The sequence below is a fragment of the Reyranella sp. GW821-FHT12G01 genome (assembly GCF_058806575.1).
The window spans coordinates 1,866,982-1,881,228 of the sequence record NZ_JBXAPV010000001.1 but is presented as its reverse complement, the minus strand read 5'-3'; the positions used below and the strand labels follow the sequence as shown (position 1 = coordinate 1,881,228).

At 66.7% G+C, this 14,247-nt stretch carries 16 protein-coding genes; 3 read left to right on the top strand and 13 right to left on the bottom strand.

Features of this window, described 5'->3' with window-relative positions; genetic code table 11:
* Nucleotides 1–5: 5 nt before the first annotated feature.
* The 6 genes from AC1RP5_RS09195 to AC1RP5_RS09170 form a co-directional block, all read right to left on the bottom strand.
* On the bottom strand, nucleotides 6–797 hold the full coding sequence (locus tag AC1RP5_RS09195; RefSeq protein WP_493110332.1) for an ABC transporter ATP-binding protein: 792 nt from the start codon (nucleotides 795–797) through the stop codon (nucleotides 6–8).
* A complete protein-coding gene (locus tag AC1RP5_RS09190) occupies nucleotides 791–1,765 on the bottom strand; it encodes an ABC transporter permease (RefSeq protein WP_493113321.1) in 975 nt (324 codons plus the stop codon). The genes AC1RP5_RS09195 and AC1RP5_RS09190 overlap by 7 nt, the downstream gene beginning before the upstream one ends.
* Nucleotides 1,766–1,824: 59 nt before the next feature.
* A complete protein-coding gene (locus AC1RP5_RS09185; RefSeq protein WP_493110331.1) occupies nucleotides 1,825–2,883 on the bottom strand; it encodes an ABC transporter substrate-binding protein in 1,059 nt (352 codons plus the stop codon).
* 186 nt (nucleotides 2,884–3,069) lie between these two features.
* A complete protein-coding gene (locus AC1RP5_RS09180; protein ID WP_493113320.1) occupies nucleotides 3,070–4,074 on the bottom strand; it encodes a sulfate ABC transporter substrate-binding protein in 1,005 nt (334 codons plus the stop codon).
* A gap of 68 nt (nucleotides 4,075–4,142) precedes the next feature.
* Nucleotides 4,143–4,340, bottom strand: a complete 198-nt coding sequence (locus AC1RP5_RS09175) for a hypothetical protein (RefSeq protein ID WP_493110330.1) — start codon at nucleotides 4,338–4,340, stop codon at nucleotides 4,143–4,145.
* A 373-nt stretch (nucleotides 4,341–4,713) separates the two neighbouring features.
* Nucleotides 4,714–5,085: a hypothetical protein gene (locus AC1RP5_RS09170; RefSeq protein WP_493110329.1), complete on the bottom strand. Its 372-nt coding sequence runs from the start codon at nucleotides 5,083–5,085 to the stop codon at nucleotides 4,714–4,716.
* 234 nt (nucleotides 5,086–5,319) lie between these two features.
* Between AC1RP5_RS09170 and AC1RP5_RS09165 the strand changes: the two genes are divergently transcribed.
* Nucleotides 5,320–6,384: an Ldh family oxidoreductase gene (locus tag AC1RP5_RS09165; protein ID WP_493110328.1), complete on the top strand. Its 1,065-nt coding sequence runs from the start codon at nucleotides 5,320–5,322 to the stop codon at nucleotides 6,382–6,384.
* Between the two features lie 15 nt (nucleotides 6,385–6,399).
* Here AC1RP5_RS09165 and AC1RP5_RS09160 read toward each other — a convergent pair whose 3' ends face one another.
* The 6 genes from AC1RP5_RS09160 to AC1RP5_RS09135 form a co-directional block, all read right to left on the bottom strand.
* Nucleotides 6,400–7,602, bottom strand: a complete 1,203-nt coding sequence (locus AC1RP5_RS09160) for a CaiB/BaiF CoA transferase family protein (protein WP_493110327.1) — start codon at nucleotides 7,600–7,602, stop codon at nucleotides 6,400–6,402.
* Nucleotides 7,603–7,759: 157 nt separating this feature from the next.
* Nucleotides 7,760–8,539 carry a pyrimidine utilization protein D gene (rutD, locus tag AC1RP5_RS09155; RefSeq protein WP_493110326.1) on the bottom strand — a complete coding sequence of 260 codons (780 nt, stop codon included), beginning with the start codon at nucleotides 8,537–8,539 and terminating at the stop codon, nucleotides 7,760–7,762.
* Entirely contained in the window at nucleotides 8,536–8,925 is a 390-nt protein-coding gene (rutC, locus tag AC1RP5_RS09150; protein ID WP_493110325.1) for a pyrimidine utilization protein C, read from the bottom strand. The genes rutD and rutC overlap by 4 nt, the downstream gene beginning before the upstream one ends.
* Nucleotides 8,925–9,674: a pyrimidine utilization protein B gene (gene rutB, locus AC1RP5_RS09145; protein WP_493110324.1), complete on the bottom strand. Its 750-nt coding sequence runs from the start codon at nucleotides 9,672–9,674 to the stop codon at nucleotides 8,925–8,927. The genes rutC and rutB overlap by 1 nt, the downstream gene beginning before the upstream one ends.
* The gene (rutA, locus tag AC1RP5_RS09140) at nucleotides 9,671–10,774 is read right to left on the bottom strand and encodes a pyrimidine utilization protein A (protein ID WP_493110323.1); all 1,104 of its coding nucleotides are present in this window, start codon (nucleotides 10,772–10,774) and stop codon (nucleotides 9,671–9,673) included. Before rutA ends, rutB begins: the two co-directional genes overlap by 4 nt.
* 166 nt (nucleotides 10,775–10,940) lie before the next feature.
* Complete coding sequence (locus AC1RP5_RS09135) at nucleotides 10,941–11,789, bottom strand: TauD/TfdA dioxygenase family protein (RefSeq protein WP_493110322.1); 849 nt, start codon at nucleotides 11,787–11,789, stop codon at nucleotides 10,941–10,943.
* A 140-nt stretch (nucleotides 11,790–11,929) separates the two neighbouring features.
* Between AC1RP5_RS09135 and AC1RP5_RS09130 the strand changes: the two genes are divergently transcribed.
* Both AC1RP5_RS09130 and AC1RP5_RS09125 read left to right on the top strand, forming a co-directional pair.
* A complete protein-coding gene (locus AC1RP5_RS09130) occupies nucleotides 11,930–12,487 on the top strand; it encodes a hypothetical protein (protein ID WP_493110321.1) in 558 nt (185 codons plus the stop codon).
* 76 nt (nucleotides 12,488–12,563) lie between these two features.
* Nucleotides 12,564–13,433, top strand: coding sequence for a TauD/TfdA dioxygenase family protein (locus AC1RP5_RS09125; protein WP_493110320.1), 870 nt, complete (start codon nucleotides 12,564–12,566; stop codon nucleotides 13,431–13,433).
* Here AC1RP5_RS09125 and AC1RP5_RS09120 read toward each other — a convergent pair.
* Nucleotides 13,430–14,239 carry a glycoside hydrolase family 25 protein gene (locus AC1RP5_RS09120; protein ID WP_493110319.1) on the bottom strand — a complete coding sequence of 270 codons (810 nt, stop codon included), beginning with the start codon at nucleotides 14,237–14,239 and terminating at the stop codon, nucleotides 13,430–13,432. The genes AC1RP5_RS09125 and AC1RP5_RS09120 overlap by 4 nt on opposite strands.
* Nucleotides 14,240–14,247: the final 8 nt, after the last annotated feature.

Genomic DNA, 14,247 nt, shown 5'->3' with positions numbered 1-14,247 from the left:
TGCCCCTACCAGTCGCGGGCGAGGCCGAGCAGCCCCAGAAGCTCGCGGCGCAGGCGCAGCAGCTCGGGATGATCGCGATGGCGCGGATAAGGCAGGTCGACCTTGAAGTCGGCACGGATGCGCGCCGGCCGGTCGCTGAACACGATCACCCGGTTCGAGAGCAAGAGCGCTTCCTCGACATCGTGCGTCACCATCAGCACGGTGAAGCCGCGCGCCTGCCACAGCCGCGTGATCTCGCCCTGCATCGTGAGCCGCGTCAGGCTGTCGAGCTTGCCCAGCGGCTCGTCGAGGATCAGCAGGCGCGGATCGTTGACCAGCGCCCGCGCCAGCGACGCACGCTGCGCCATGCCACCCGAGAGCTGGTGCGGATAGACCTGCGCGAACTGGTCGAGCCCGACCAACGCCAGAGCCTCGTCGACCCTGTTGCGCTGCTGCTTCAACAGTCCCCTCGCCTCCAGCCCCAACGACGCGTTGCGCCACACCGTGCGCCACGGATAGAGCGTCGGATCCTGGAAGACGACGACCCTCGACGGATCGGGACCGGTGACTTCCTCGCCGTCGACCGCGAGCCCGCCGTGGCGCGGCCGATCGAGGCCGGCCACCAGCCGCAGCAGGGTGGACTTGCCGCAGCCGCTGGGTCCGAGGAGCGCCACGAACTCGCCCGGCTCGACGTTGAAGGACACTTCCTCCAGCACCGGCAGATATTCGCCGTGCAGGACGAAACCGTGATCGATGTCGCGCACTTCAAGCGCCGCGCCGGTGGCAAGCACCGGCGCCTTCGTTGCAAGCGCTACCATTGGACGAGTCCTTTCTGCCAGGCGAGCAAGCGGTCGCGCACGCGGAACAACAAGGTGATCAGCGCCGAGCACATCAGCGCCATGACGAGCAGCGCGCCGTACATGTTGGCGTAGGCCGCCCAGCCCTGGGCCCATTGCAGGTACCAGCCGAGGCCCGACTTCACGCCGAGCATCTCGGCCACGACCAGCACCGCGAAAGACGAACCCAGCCCCATGAACAGGCCGACGAAGACGTGCGGCAGCGCCGCCGGGATCGCGACCTTGAAGATCAGGAAGCGCGGGTTGGCGCCGAGAGTGCGCGCCACGTCGTAGTAAGCCGTCTGCACGCCCGCGACGCCGGACCAGGTGAGCACGGTCAGCGGGAAGGCCGTCGCCAGCGCGATCAGGAAGGTGCTGGCCGCCGCGCTGGTCGGGAAGATGAAGAAGGCGAGCGGCAACCACGCGGTGGCGGGCAGCGGCCCCACCAGCCGCATCAGCGGATGGATCCAGTAGCCCGCGCGCTTGGACCAGCCCAGCGCCACGCCTACCGAGAAGCCGATCACCGCGCCGATGGCGAAGCCGCGGAACAGCAGCCACAGCGAGGCCAGCAGCGAATCGCCCAGCCGCCGCCAGTCGTCGGTGTAGACCTCGACGAAGGCCTGCGGTGACGGAAAGAACGGCAGCGGCAGCAAATCTAGCTTGGCGGTCACGATCTCCCAGACCCCGAGCCAGATCGCCAGCACCACGAGCCACGGCGCGTAACGGCCGAGCTTCGCCAACGGCACCAGCAGCCAGCCGCCGGCATAGGCCGCCAGCTGGACCGCGCCGAAGGCCAGCGCGAGCGCGGCCAGCAGCGACGTGCGATCGAGTTCCTGCGCATCGGGCCACTGGAGCGTGAGGACACCCACGCCCAGCCAGGCCAGGCCCGCCACGGCCAGCAGGAGAGCCGGCCGTGGCAGCGGTTCGTCTATGGCGACGGAGACGCGCAGCTTGCGCGGCTCCCTCTCCACGATGGTGGTTTCAGCGATCGTCGTCACATCTGCCTCCGTCAGGACAGCACGTCGGCGGTTACCCGCGCGGCGTACTTGTCGATGTCGGTGCTCTGCTTGAACACGGCGACCTGCTTCAGCTCCTGGCCGTAAGCCGCGATCTGGCTGCGCAGGTCGGCCGCGAGCGGCGCGTGATGATGCGTGTGGCTCTTCAGCATCGCGACGAGCTGGTCGACCGGCGCCTTGGCGTGCGGCGCGAAGATCGCCGCCGCCGCTTCCGGGTTCGCCGCGACCCACACCTGAGCTTCGAGCAGCGACTGCACCAAAGCGGCCGCCACCGGCTTCTCCTGGCGGATGAGGTTGCCGCGGATGCCCAGCACGCAGCAGGTGCGATGGGCGAACTCGCCGCTCAGATTGTTGGCGATCTCGGTGAGACCGTCGCGCTCGCGCGCCATCCAGCCCAGCGGATCGCCCTGGCAGAAGCCCTGCACTTCGCCCTTCTTGAGCGCGACCGGCAGCACGTCGCCGGGGAACACCTTCCATTCGACGTCCTTGTTGGGATCGACGCCGGCCTGGTGAAGCATGATCGAGAAGAAGTTGCGGTCGGGCGCGGCGAGATCGGTGATGCCGATCGCCTTGCCCTTGAAGTCGGTGATCTTCGTGATGCCGCTGTTCGGCGCCGCGAACAGTCGCATGCAGCCGCCATGGATGCCGGCCGCGATCTTGACGTCGAAGCCGCCTTCCAGCGGCTTCAGCCAGCGTAGCGCCATGCCGACGCCGGCATCGGCCTTGCCGGTCGCGATCGCTTCCAGCAACTGGTCGGTCGAACCGCCGAAATTGATCAGCTCGACATCGAGATTGTGCTGCTTGAAGTGGCCCTTCTCCTGCGCCACGGCGACGCCGACGGTGCAGATCGCGGTCGCGTTCCAGGTGAGCTTCAACGACCGCTTCTCCGGCAGCACGACGGGCGTGCCGAACGAGGCGCGGCAGATCGCGGGATCGAATTCGGCCGGCAAGCCGCCGCTCGTCAGGGCGCGGGCCAGCACGCCGACCGGCAGAAGAGCGCCGGTCGCCGCGGCGGCATGAAGGAAGTGACGGCGGTTGGGAAAACGAGACATCGGGTACTCCAGGGGACGCAGAACAAAACGCGGTAGGTGACGAGAGATCTGGTCGAGCGGAGGCGAGCGACAGCAATCGGGGACGACGGCTGGGCGTGCGACTCCGGCCTCGGGGCTGAGGTAATCGTGGTTGGGGGGACCGAAGCTGGACGGTGATCCGACTTCGGCGTTATCGGATTGCTACGCTCAGCGCGTCGCGGACTTGGCCGGCTGGTAGATCTGGTCGAACAGCGCGCCGTCGGCGAAGTGCGTGGGCTGGGCCTTGCTCCAGCCGCCGAACACGTCGCCGATCGTCACGAGCCGGATCTTGGGGAAGCGGGCGACGTCGGTGGGATCGGCACTCTCCGGATGGAGCGGCCGGTAGAAGTTGCGGGCGATGATCTTCTGGCCCGCCGGCGAGTAGAGGAAGTCGAGATAGGCCTGCGCCACCTTGCGGGTGCCGCGCTTGTCGACGACGACATCGACGATCGACACCGGCGGCTCGGCCAGGATGGAGAAGTCCGGCACGACGATGTCGAACTTGTCGGCGCCGAACTCCTGCAGGATCAGGAAGGCCTCGTTCTCCCAGGCGATCAGCACGTCGCCGACCGCGCGCTGGGCGAAGGTCGTGGTCGTGCCGCGCGCGCCGGAGTCGAGCACCGGCACGTTCTTGTAGATCGCCTCGACGAACTTGCGAGCGGCGGCCTGGTCACCCTTGGTCTTGTCGAGTTCGTAGGCCCAGGCCGCGAGATAGTTCCAGCGCGCGCCGCCCGAGGTCTTCGGGTTCGGTGTCATGACGGAGATGCCGGGCTTGGCGAGATCGGACCAGTCCTTGATGCCCTTCGGGTTGCCCTTGCGCACCACGAACACGATGGTCGAGGTGTAGGGTGAGCTGTTGTTGGGCAGACGCGACTGCCAGTTCTCCGGCAGGCGCTTCGATTCACGGGCGATGGCGTCGATGTCGCCGGCCAGCGCCAGGGTGACGACGTCGGCTTCCAGCCCGTCGATGACCGAGCGGGCCTGCTTGCCCGAGCCGCCGTGAGAGGTGCGGATCGTCACCTTCTGGCCGGCGGCCGCCTGCTCCTTCACGAAGGCATCGTTCAGCGCCTTGTAGAGTTCGCGGGTCGGGTCGTAGGAGACGTTGGTCAGCACCACGTCGGCCTGTACCTGGGGGGCCGGCGCCTGGGCGCGCGCCGCGACGATGGTGGTCATCAGGCCCGCCGCGATGGCGACGGCCGCGATGAGGCTTTGTCGGGTAATCATGGGAAGTCTGCCTCCGATCAATGCGCGAGGGACGAGCGGCCGGCGCCGCGCTGCAGCCGGGCGGCGGCGAGGCGGGCATGGCCGGGCGTGGTGAACTGCGTGCCGTCGAGCGCGAAGTACGGACGGGCGGTCGCATGGAAACGGAAGGCGTTGCCTTCGCGCAGGACGATGCCCGCGGGCTCGCCCCAGATTTCGACGATGAAGGGTTCGGACATGGCTCTACTCCTCCAGCCCTGAGAAGGGCCGGTCTGATCTCGCAAAAACTGTCTGTCTTGTTTGGAAGTGCGGCTCAGCCGAGCCGGCAACACATGCGGCACATGCCGCGTCGACAAGTCGTTTGGAGGGGAAGAGCCGGAAGAAGGGCCTGGGTCATCGCTGTCTCATCCATCGTAAGCGGAGCCCACGAAAGTATCGTGACGCTTTAGCACTTGATGACGCGGCGCAAGCTGCTCCTCAAATCCCGCGGTCTTTCGACGCTCTGAAAATGCGCCGGAACGCGCCAGCATCCAATGGAGAGCTTTGCCAAACTTCGGACAGGACGGAGAACGATCTGCCTCGCCCGGTCGGTTGCCGGCGAAGAGGATTGCGCTACTCGATCGGCGGCCGCGGCTTTCCCCGTCCCGGCAGGGTACGTGCGATCTCGAGCTCGCGCGCCAGTTCGGGAATGCTCAGCATTCCGGGCCGCAGCGGAAACCGCGCGACCCCGGAATTGCGCCGGTTCTCCTCGGGCCAGATCGCCCGCCGCGCCATGGTCCGCGATTCGTCGTACTTGCCGGAGCGCAACGAGATGATCGCCGCCGCCAGGCAGCGTTGCTCCCATTCCCCGAACGGGCCGACGCCATGCCCCAGCGCGTAGAGGATCTTCCCAATGGCATCCACGGCCATCTTCTTCTTTTCCTCGGATTCGAGCCCTTCGGACGAAAGGGCGAGCGATTTGCGGAGCGCTTCAAGATCGGACATGCGCCCATCCTAGCCGGTACGGCGCCGCCCTGCCGCCTATTTTGCAACCCGGTATCCAGCCCGCACGGAATGTGACGATTCCTGCCGGAAATACCGAATTATCGGACCGGAGCTCCTCGGCCGCGTTCTGCTGTCCGAACGCTGCGCCCGGCTCTCCTGTTCAGGATTGCCGGCCGGCCGGTCTATGCTCTCCCGCGAAGCGCCTGGCAGTGCCGGCGGCCAAAGGAGAGCAGAATGCCCGCGTCGTACGAAATCCATCGCAAGCAGCTCGAACTGATCCTCGAAGCCTGGGGCATGCCCAAGGCGACGGCGGCCGGCACCGCCGAGATCATGAGCTGGGCGGACCTGCACGGCATCGACACGCACGGCATCTCGATGGTGCCGCCCTATGACGAGCGTCGCCTCGCCAACAAGCTCAACGTGACCGCCGAGCCGAAGGTCGTGAAAGAAACGCCGGTCTCGGTGCTGGTCGACGGCAGCGGCGGCCTCGGCCATCCCGCCGGACGTCGCGCCATGGAGATCGCCATCGAGAAGGCGAAGAAGACCGGCATCGGCGTGGCGGCGGTGCGCAACTCCGGTCACTTCGGCGCGTGCGGGTTCTACGTGCTGCAGGCCGTCGATGCCGGCTTCATCGGCATGGCCACCACCTCGGCCAGCGGCATCAACATGGCGCCGACCAACGGCGCGCAGGCTCGCCTCGGTACCGACCCGATCGCCTTCGCCGCCCCCGGCAAGCCGGGCGAACCGTTCCTGCTCGACATGGCGACCACGACGGTGGCCGCCGGCAAGATCCGCAACAAGGCGAACGAGAAGCTGCAGACGCCGACCGGCTGGCTGGTGACCAAGAACGGCCTGCCCAGCACCGATCCGCACGAGGTCAGCAAGGGCGGCTTCATGACGCCGCTCGGCGGCACGCCCGAAGGCAGCAGCCACAAGGGCTACGGCCTTGGCGGCATGGTCAACATCCTGAGCTCGGCGCTGTCGGGCGGCCTGATGGTGACGGACCCGACGCGCAACACGCGGCCGGGCCCGATCGACATCGGCCACTTCTTCCTGGCGATGGATCCCGGCATGTTCCGCGACACCGCCGACTTCCAGGCCGATGTCGCGGCCTTCTGCGACACGCTGCGCGCCACGCGGCCGGCCGATCCCGCCAAGCCGGTGCAGGTCGCGGGCGATCCCGAGCGCCGCACCGCCGCGGCGCGCCTGAAGACCGGCATCCCGGTCGGCCCCAACCTGCTCGCCAAGGTGAAGGAGATCGCAATCTCCTCGGGCGCGAAGTGGATCATGGAGGGCTGATCGCCCTCTCCTTGCTCACGCCGTGGCGGTCTCGCCGATCGCCTTGGCGCCGAGCAGCGCTTCGACCTCGGCGTCGCTGTAACCGACTTCCGCCAGGATCTCCCGCGTATGCTGCCCAAGCGTCGGCGGCAGGCGGCGGATGGCGGCCGGGCTTTCCGAGAAGCGCGCCGGCGGACGGGCCTGCTGGATCTTCCCTTCGGTCGGATGATCCAGCTCCTGGAACAGGCCGACGGCCTTCAGGTGCGGCTGATCCTGGACCTCCTTCATCTTCGCGAACGAGGCGTGCGGCACGTCGATCTTGAGCAGCAGCGCTTCCCATTCGGCGGTGGTCCGCTCCAGGGCGATCTTGTTCATGCGCTTGTAGATCGCGTCGATGTTGGCCGCCCGCTTGATCGGATCGCGCACCGAGAACTCCTCGATGCATTCGGGGTGGCCGACCGTCTCGAAGAAGGTGCACCAGTTATCGCCCGAGTACGGCAGCATGGTGAGCCAGCCGTCCTTGGTCTTCACCGGGCGGCGCTCCTTGACCCGCTTGTAGCCCGCGGGCCCGATCGGCGGGATGAACGCATGACCGCCCAGCATCTCGATGCTGTTGAAGGCCGCGACCGTCTCCAGCATCGGCACCTCGACGAGCTGACCCTTGCCGGTGCGCTCGCGATAGACCAAGGCGGCGGCCACGGCGCCCGCGAGCGCCAGTCCACAGAGCTTGTCGCCGACCAGGCTCGGCACGAAGGCCGGCTCTTCGTCCGTACCGATGGAAGAGGCGAGACCGGAGGCGGCCTGCACGATCTCGTCGAACGCCGGCCGCTTGGCCCACGGCCCGTCCTGGCCGAAGCCGGTGGCGGCCGCGTAGATGATCTTCGGGTTCAGCGCCTTGCAGGCCTCGTAGCCGAAGCCCAGCCGCTCCAGCGCGGCCGGGCGGATGTTGGTGACCAGCGCGTCCGCCTTGGCGATCAGGCGGCGCAGCACTTCGGCGCCCCCTTTGGTCTTGAGGTCGACCGCGACGCTGCGCTTGTTGCGGTTGGCGGCCATGAACTGGCCGCTCATGCCGCGGTTCCGGAACTGGCCGGTGTAGCGCCACTGGTCGCCGGTGAGGCCCTCGACCTTGATCAGGTCGGCGCCCCAGTCGCCCAGCGTCTGGGCGCCGAACGGCCCGAACAGGACGGTCGTCAGGTCCAGAATACGAATGCCGGCGAGCGGCCCGGTTGCCTCGGTCATTGCAAATCCCGCTGATGGTCGGTTCGACCTATCAGATAGACAAGCGCACCCGCTAACGAAAGTGCGGCCAGCCGATCACCGAAATGCAATGCCGGATGAGGTCTCTTTGCCGCATCGGGCCTCGCCCGGCGGCGCGAGCAACCGGTCCTTCGCGCGTTCAGGTCCGACCGAGGAACTCGAGCAACGCCGCGTTGAATGTGTCCGGCACGACGACGTTCACGCCATGGCCGCCATAGTCCGCGACGTTCAGGATCGCGTTCGGCAGGTTGGCCGCCAGTTCCTCGGATTTGGTGACGGGAACGAGCACGTCGTCCCGGGAGCCCATGACGAAGGTCGGCGTCTGGAGTGCGGCGAGGTCGGCCGTCGCGTCGAAGCGCAGCAGCGCCCCGATCCGGCGGCGCAGCGTCTCCTCGCCCTGGAAATGCGCGAGCCCGTGCTCGTCTTCGCGGCGAGCCCGCTCTGCGTTCCCGGCAAGCCACAGGGCCGGATAGAGGAAGATCGGCTGGGCCCGCACATAGGCGGCAGGGCCGGCATGTTTCAGGAGCAGCAGCCGCGCCTCGAAGCAGCGCTTCGTATGGTCGTCAGCCGCCGCCCAGCCGTTGACGACCGTGAGCGACGTCAATCGCTCCGGCGTCCGTCGCGCGAGGTCGAGGCCTATAAGGCCGCCCAGCGCGTGACCGACGAAGTGGCAGGCGGTCGTGCCGGTCTGGTCGAGGATCGCCAGCACGTCATCGGCCATCGAACCGATCGTGTAGTTCTCCGGCAGCTCGCGTTTCGCGCGCCCCGTCCCCGCCTGATCGTAGGTAATGACGCGGAACCTTGTGCGCAGGGCGTCGAGCTGCGGCGCCCAATAGCCCGCCGCGCCGCCCAGGCCGGAGGACAGCAGGACGGTTGGCGCCCCCTCGCCCTGGGTGCTTTCGAGGACGTCGACGCTCACTTAACGCCGACGTGAGCGGTCGTCGCGATCTCGACCAGCGCGTCTTTCTTCACCAGGCCGCACTGGATGCAGTAGCGTGCCGGCTTGTCGCCCGGAAAATACTTCGCGTAGACGGTGTTGATCGCGGCGTAGTTGGCCCAGTCGGTCAGGAAGATCTGGTTGAAGGTGACATCGGCCATCGTGCCGCCGGCCGTCTCGATCACCGACTTGATCTGTTCCAGCACGAATTCGGTCTGCTTGGCGGCGTCGCCGACATGGACGACGTTGGTTTCCTTGTCGAGCGCCAGCGTCCCCGAGACATAGACGATGCCGTCGGCCATCGCGCCGGGCGAGTAAGGCGCGAGCGTCTTGCCGGTACCGGCCGGCACTACAGGCTTCATTGGCATCAGTCTGCCCTCTGCGTGGTCAGGGTGGGATTGGTGTTGGCCTTCAGCGCGGTCTGGAACTCCTCGACCGAGGAGACCCAACCGAAGAACTTCTCGATGTTGTAGAGCGAGGCCTTCTGGATGAAGTCGGGGCCGGCGTGGTGGCAGGCGTCGTGGAGCGCCACGCCGAAATATTCGAGGAAGAAGCCGTCGCGCAGCGTGGACTCGACGCAGACATTGGTCGCCACGCCGGTGAACACCAGGGTGCGGATGCCGCGCGAGCGCAGGATGCTGTCGAGATTGGTGTTGTAGAAAGCGGAGTAGCGCGGCTTCGGGACCACGATGTCGCCCGGCTGCGGCGGCAGCTCCTGCACCAGCTCGTAGTCCCAGCCACCCTTGGCCAGCAGCTTGCCCTGCAGCTCGGGCTTGGCCCGCATGGTTTTGAGCGCGTTCGACTTGTGGAAGTTGGGCGAGCCCGGTCCGCCCGCTTCCACGTAATCCGGATCCCAGCCATTCTGGAAGTAGATGACCGTCACGCCCGCGGCCCGCGCCGCGGCGCAGGCCTCCTTGGTCTTCTCGATGGCGGCGGCCGCGCCGGAAACATCGAAGCCCGCCAGGTCGAGATAGCCACCCTTCGAGGCATAGGCGTTCTGCATGTCGACCACGATGAGCGCGGTCTCCTGCGGCCGGATCATCATCGGCTCGGGCCGCGCCTCGAGATAGCGCGCGTTCGGATCGTCGGACGGGAAGTAGCTGACGGGCTTGGTCATTCCGCGGCCTCCGCGACGGGGGTGACGGCCGAGGCGACATGCCGGCGGCTCCTCATCAGCGGCTGGATGCGCTCGCCGAAGATCTCGGTGCCACTCACGAACTCATCGAAGGTGAGCAGCGTGCCGGCGAGGCCAGGAATGGTCGCGACCTCGTCCATCATCCGCGCCACCTTGGCGTGGCTGCCGACGAGGAGGCCGATGTTCAGGTTCACCGCCGACGTCGGATCGATCATGTGCTTCACGTTGGTGTCGGCGCCGGACTTCTTGTCGGCGCTGCCCTGGTCGGTGAGCCAGCGCAGTGCCTCCAGGTCGGCTCCGTCCTTGTAGTGCTGCCACTTGGCTTCGGCTTCGGCATCGGTCTCGCCGGTAATGATCATGAACAGCGCGTAGGTCGAGATATCGCGACCGGTGCCGGCGGCGATCTTCTGCATGCGCTCGACGGTCTCGGCACAGGCCGTCGGCGTGTTGAATCCCTTGCCGAAGCAGAAATTGTAGTCGGCATACTTCGCCGTGAAGGCCATGCCGGCGTCGCTCTGCCCGGCGCAGATCACCTTCATGGGCTGCTGCGGACGGGGGCTGAGCTTGCAGTCCTCCATCTTGAAGAACTCGCCCTTGAAGTTGGACGTGCCCGTCTCCCACAGCTCGCGCATCACCTGGACGTACTCGGCCGCGAAGTCGTAGCGGCGGCCGAAATACTCGTCGCCCGGCCAGATACCCATCTGCGAATACTCAGGCCGCTGCCAGCCGGTGATCACGTTCAAGCCAAAGCGACCGTTCGAGATCGAATCGATCGTCGAGCACATGCGGGCTGCGATCGCCGGCGGAATCGCCAGGGTCGGCACCGTCGCATAGAGCTTGATCTTTGACGTCACGGCCGCGAGGCCGGCCATCAGCGTGAAGGATTCGAGATTGTGGTCCCAGAACTCGCTCTTGCCGCCGAAGCCGCGCAACTTGATCATCGACAGGGCAAAGTCGAAGCCGTAGCGCTCGGCGTTGAGCGTGGTCTGCTTGTTCAGCTCGAAGCTCGGCTTGTACTGGGGCGACGTCGTCGAGACGATCCAGCCGTTGCTGCCAATCGGAATGAAAACGCCGATTTCCATGAGCCGTCTCCAGACGCGATAACTCCGGAGACTTTTTCAAAAGCCGTCTATTCGATCAACTTCTATAGATTCGCGCGACGGGTCACTTCGGCCCGGTAGTTGCTTGCTTCAACGTCGGCCTGGATCCGCGCACCGGGACCCAGGAAATCGCGTGCCCCGCTCCGGATCAAACCGGGTTCGTCGGGCCCGAGGTCAGGCGGCGCATGTGGCGACGCATGCCGTGATAGTCGTTGATGGCGTTGTGCATCGTGCGCCGGTTGTCCCAGACCGTGATCGTGCCGGGCTTCCACTGGACGCGGCAGGTGAATTCGGGCCGCGTCGCATGCGCCTGCAGCCAGTCGATCATCGGCTTGCTCTCTTCCGGCGTCATGCCTTCGAACGCGATGGTATGGCCAATGCTGCAATAGAGCGCCTTCTGGCCGGTCTCCTCGATCGTACGCACGATCGGATGCACCGACTCGAAGGAGTCGGCATCCTCGGTGCCGGTGATCTTCATGCCGCCGACCACGGAATGGTGCGCCTTGCGGCCGCCGAGATGTTTCAGGCCCGCGCTGTTGACGCCCTTCAGCGTGCCCAACATCTCCTTCATGCGATCCGACAGGGCCTCATAGGCCGCGACCGTGTCGCAATAGAGCGTGTCGCCGCCGCGGTCCGGCGTCTCCAGCGCATAGAGCAAGGTCGCGAGCGGCGGGGTCTTCATGTAGGTCGTGTCGGAGTGCCAGCCGCCACCGAAATTGCGCTTCTCGGACGGCTCCTTGACGATGTCGAACAGGAACGGAAAGTCGTCCATGCCCTTCACGAAGGGATAGTGGTTGGGCTCGCCGAAGCGCGCGCCGAAGTCCATCTGGTCCTGCGGCGACAGTTCCTGGCCGCGGATCGCAATCACCTTGTAGTCGAGGAACGCCTGGTGGACCTGCGCCCAGTCGTGGTTATCCATGGTGCGCAGGTCGACACCCGTCACCTCCGCACCGAGCGAACCCGCGATCGGCGTCACGGTGATGTTGCTGCTGGCCATACGCCCCTCCTGATATCTTACGTCTTCTGTATCGGATGATTAAAGACCCGGCAGCTTGTGACGGCAACCTGGAGACGCCGGGCCGCGCACGGTCAAATATCGCTGGCCGGATATGGACGATCGGCTACGGTGAGGGCCGCATGCCCACGCCCCTCGAAGCCATCACGACCTATTTCCACGCCAAGGACATGAACCGGCCGGTGCTGATGCGGCAGGCCTTTGCCGCAAACGCCCGGCTCGAGATGGTCGTGAAGACCGATGCCATATCCTTTCCGGGTGCGATGGAAGGACTGGCCACGATCGAGGACACCCTGTCCCGCGGCTTCGCCCGCGATTACGAGAACGTCTACACGTTCGGCCTTGCCCAGCCGGCGGCGGCCGACCGGCACCACTTCTCCTGCCCGTGGTTCGTGGCCATGTCGGCGCGCAACAACGGGCCGATGCGCGTGGGCGCCGGCACCTACGACTGGTCCTTCGCCGCGGCCGACGGCCTGGTCGAGAAACTGGTCATCACCATCGATGTGATGGAGGTCGTGCCGGCCAGCCACCTCGACGCCGTCATGAGCTGGATCACCCGCCTGCCCTATCCCTGGTGCACGCCCGGCGAACTCCTGAGCGGCATGCCCGGCGACGCCCACCTGGCCGCGCTGCTCGGTCCCGTCGCCCGCTACCTGAGGGCGATACCGCCGCGCGGCTGAGGCGCAAAATCCGTATTGGTCGGCGTGCGGACTTCCATCAGGATGGTGTCAATCGTTCTCCGGGAGGGAACACAGGATGACCGTCACCTTCAAGCCGCTCACGCCCGTCTTCGCCGGTGAAGCCGGCCCGATCGATTTGCGCCAGGTGCATGACCGCGAATCGCTGGAAGCGATCCGCGCCGGCATGGACAAGTACGCCGTGCTGGTGTTCCGCGACCAGAAGTTCACCAACGAGGAGCAGCTCGACTTCGCGCAGCGCTTCGACGGCACCCTGCATGCCCGCACCTCCTCCTCGGCCATCGGCGCCAACCGGTTCGGCAACGAGGCGATTGCCGACGTTTCGAACGTCGACAAGGAAGGCAAGATCCGCGACGCCAACAACCGCATGCGCGCCTCGTCGGTCGGCAACCGCCTGTGGCACACCGATGCGTCGTTCGTCGATCCGCCGGGCCGCTATTCGATGCTGTCGGCGCGCGTGGTGCCCTCGGTGCGGGCCGATACGGAGTTCGCCGACATGCGCGCCGCCTACGATGCGCTCGACGAGGAAACCCGCGCGTCGCTCGAAGGGCTGCGCGTCTATCATACCATCGTCTATTCGCGTCACGTGCTGGGCTTCGACTTCAACGACGACGAGAAAGACAAGCTGAAGGGCGCCGTGCATCCGCTGGTGCGCACCATCCCGACGTCAGGCCGCCGCGCGCTCTATCTCGCGTCGCACGCCGAGCATGTCGTCGACATGCCGGTGCCGGAGGGACGGCTACTCCTGCGCGACCTCAGCGACCATGCCACGCAGCGCGAGTTCACCTACCGCCACATCTGGCAGCCGCATGACTTCGTGATCTGGGACAATCGCTGCACCATGCATCGTGCCCGGCCGTTCGACGACCAGAAGCACCGCCGGGAAATGCGCCGCACCACGACGCTCGACCTGCCGCTGCCGGCTTAGGCCCCGCCCCAGAAGCGCTGCAGCTCGGCGGCGTCGCCGTTGAACAGGTTGCGGTCGCAGTGGCTGACGCCCTTCACAATGTTGGTCTGGCCGTAGGCCGGCTTGCCCACGCTCTCGTCGCCGGCGTACTGCCAGAGCCGCCAGCCCTTGGCTTCCCAGGCGAACGGCACCTCGGGCGAATCGTGATAGTCGGCGACCCACAGGCCGCAGCGCGCGAGGATCGATTCCGGCGTAATGCGCGCGCCGAGGCTGAGGCCTGAGTTCGGCAGCGGATCGCCGTTGGCCCAGGTCGGGTGCACGTAGACGATCGGCAGCCGGCCCGTCGCCGCGGCCACCGCCTGCACGAACTCCTCCGCCTGGTCGACACGCATCGAGTTGCGCGGATTGTTCTCGTTGGCCTCGAGGTCGAGGGCGAGCAAGGTGCGTGGACCGGGCCGCGCGACCGAGAGGAAGTATGCCGCCTGCCGCGCGCCCGCCGTCTGGCCGGTGCCGAAGTGATAGGCGCCCCAGAGCAGGCCCGCGGCCTCGGCGGCAGGACGCCGGCCGGCATAGGCGGTGTCGAGATAGTCGCCACCCTCGGTCGCCTTATGGATGACGCCCAGGATGTTGCTCTGCCGCACTGCCCGGAAATCGGTGACGGTCACGCTGCGGCTGAGGTCGATCACTGCATCCAGCCCCATCGTCGCCCGGTCCGGCGGCGGCGGCGCGATCGGATACGGCATGCCCGTCGAAACGGGCTGGCTGGGCGTACATCCGGCGGCCGTCGTCGCGGCGAGGCCGGAGAGAAGAGTCCTGCGGGAAATCATGCCCTGAC

Coding starts and splice junctions, on each gene's coding strand:
- rutB (WP_493110324.1), bottom strand. CDS start 9,674: ATGACCAAGCCCGTCAGCTACTTCCCGTCCGACGATCCGAACGCGCGC.
- AC1RP5_RS09135 (WP_493110322.1), bottom strand. CDS start 11,789: ATGGCCAGCAGCAACATCACCGTGACGCCGATCGCGGGTTCGCTCGGT.
- AC1RP5_RS09120 (WP_493110319.1), bottom strand. CDS start 14,239: ATGATTTCCCGCAGGACTCTTCTCTCCGGCCTCGCCGCGACGACGGCC.
- AC1RP5_RS09130 (WP_493110321.1), top strand. CDS start 11,930: ATGCCCACGCCCCTCGAAGCCATCACGACCTATTTCCACGCCAAGGAC.
- AC1RP5_RS09160 (WP_493110327.1), bottom strand. CDS start 7,602: ATGACCGAGGCAACCGGGCCGCTCGCCGGCATTCGTATTCTGGACCTG.
- rutC (WP_493110325.1), bottom strand. CDS start 8,925: ATGCCAATGAAGCCTGTAGTGCCGGCCGGTACCGGCAAGACGCTCGCG.
- AC1RP5_RS09180 (WP_493113320.1), bottom strand. CDS start 4,074: ATGACCACCATCGTCGCGGCGCGCGCCCAGGCGCCGGCCCCCCAGGTA.
- AC1RP5_RS09195 (WP_493110332.1), bottom strand. CDS start 797: ATGGTAGCGCTTGCAACGAAGGCGCCGGTGCTTGCCACCGGCGCGGCG.
- AC1RP5_RS09125 (WP_493110320.1), top strand. CDS start 12,564: ATGACCGTCACCTTCAAGCCGCTCACGCCCGTCTTCGCCGGTGAAGCC.
- AC1RP5_RS09175 (WP_493110330.1), bottom strand. CDS start 4,340: ATGTCCGAACCCTTCATCGTCGAAATCTGGGGCGAGCCCGCGGGCATC.
- AC1RP5_RS09170 (WP_493110329.1), bottom strand. CDS start 5,085: ATGTCCGATCTTGAAGCGCTCCGCAAATCGCTCGCCCTTTCGTCCGAA.
- rutA (WP_493110323.1), bottom strand. CDS start 10,774: ATGGAAATCGGCGTTTTCATTCCGATTGGCAGCAACGGCTGGATCGTC.
- AC1RP5_RS09185 (WP_493110331.1), bottom strand. CDS start 2,883: ATGTCTCGTTTTCCCAACCGCCGTCACTTCCTTCATGCCGCCGCGGCG.
- AC1RP5_RS09165 (WP_493110328.1), top strand. CDS start 5,320: ATGCCCGCGTCGTACGAAATCCATCGCAAGCAGCTCGAACTGATCCTC.